The 329-nt window shown below is 54.4% G+C and carries 1 pseudogene; it reads left to right on the top strand.

From position 1 onward, the window contains the following. Positions 1-176 (top strand): annotated as a pseudogene (locus tag EN859_RS40075) (nucleoside triphosphate pyrophosphohydrolase); the annotation flags it as partial. Between the last annotated feature and the right edge of the window lie 153 nt (positions 177-329).

Genomic DNA, 329 nt, shown 5'->3' with positions numbered 1-329 from the left:
ATCTCGGACGCCACCTGAAGCTGGATTCCGAAGCAGCCCTCAGCGGCACCAACGAGAAATTCCGCTCACGCTTCCATTATGTCGAGCAGGCCGTGGAAAAATCCGGCAGCACGCTTGAGAAGGCGACATTGGACGAGATGGAAGCGCTCTGGCAACAAGCAAAGAGCGCAAAATAGCCTGCACTAGCGCAATTCCAGGAAAAGTGCGTAGCGGTTTTCCGTTCGGAATTGCGCAAAAACAAACGCTTAGAGCGGATCAGCGATTCTGTGAAAAGCTGAACCGCTCTAGCCGGGCCGGCATCACCTGAATATCAATGCACCTTTCCGCCC

This window comes from Mesorhizobium sp. M00.F.Ca.ET.216.01.1.1 (genome assembly GCF_004010325.2).
GTDB lineage: Bacteria > Pseudomonadota > Alphaproteobacteria > Rhizobiales > Rhizobiaceae > Mesorhizobium.
The sequence above is the reverse complement of the archived record's forward strand: the minus strand, read 5'-3'. Positions and strand labels throughout refer to the sequence as shown.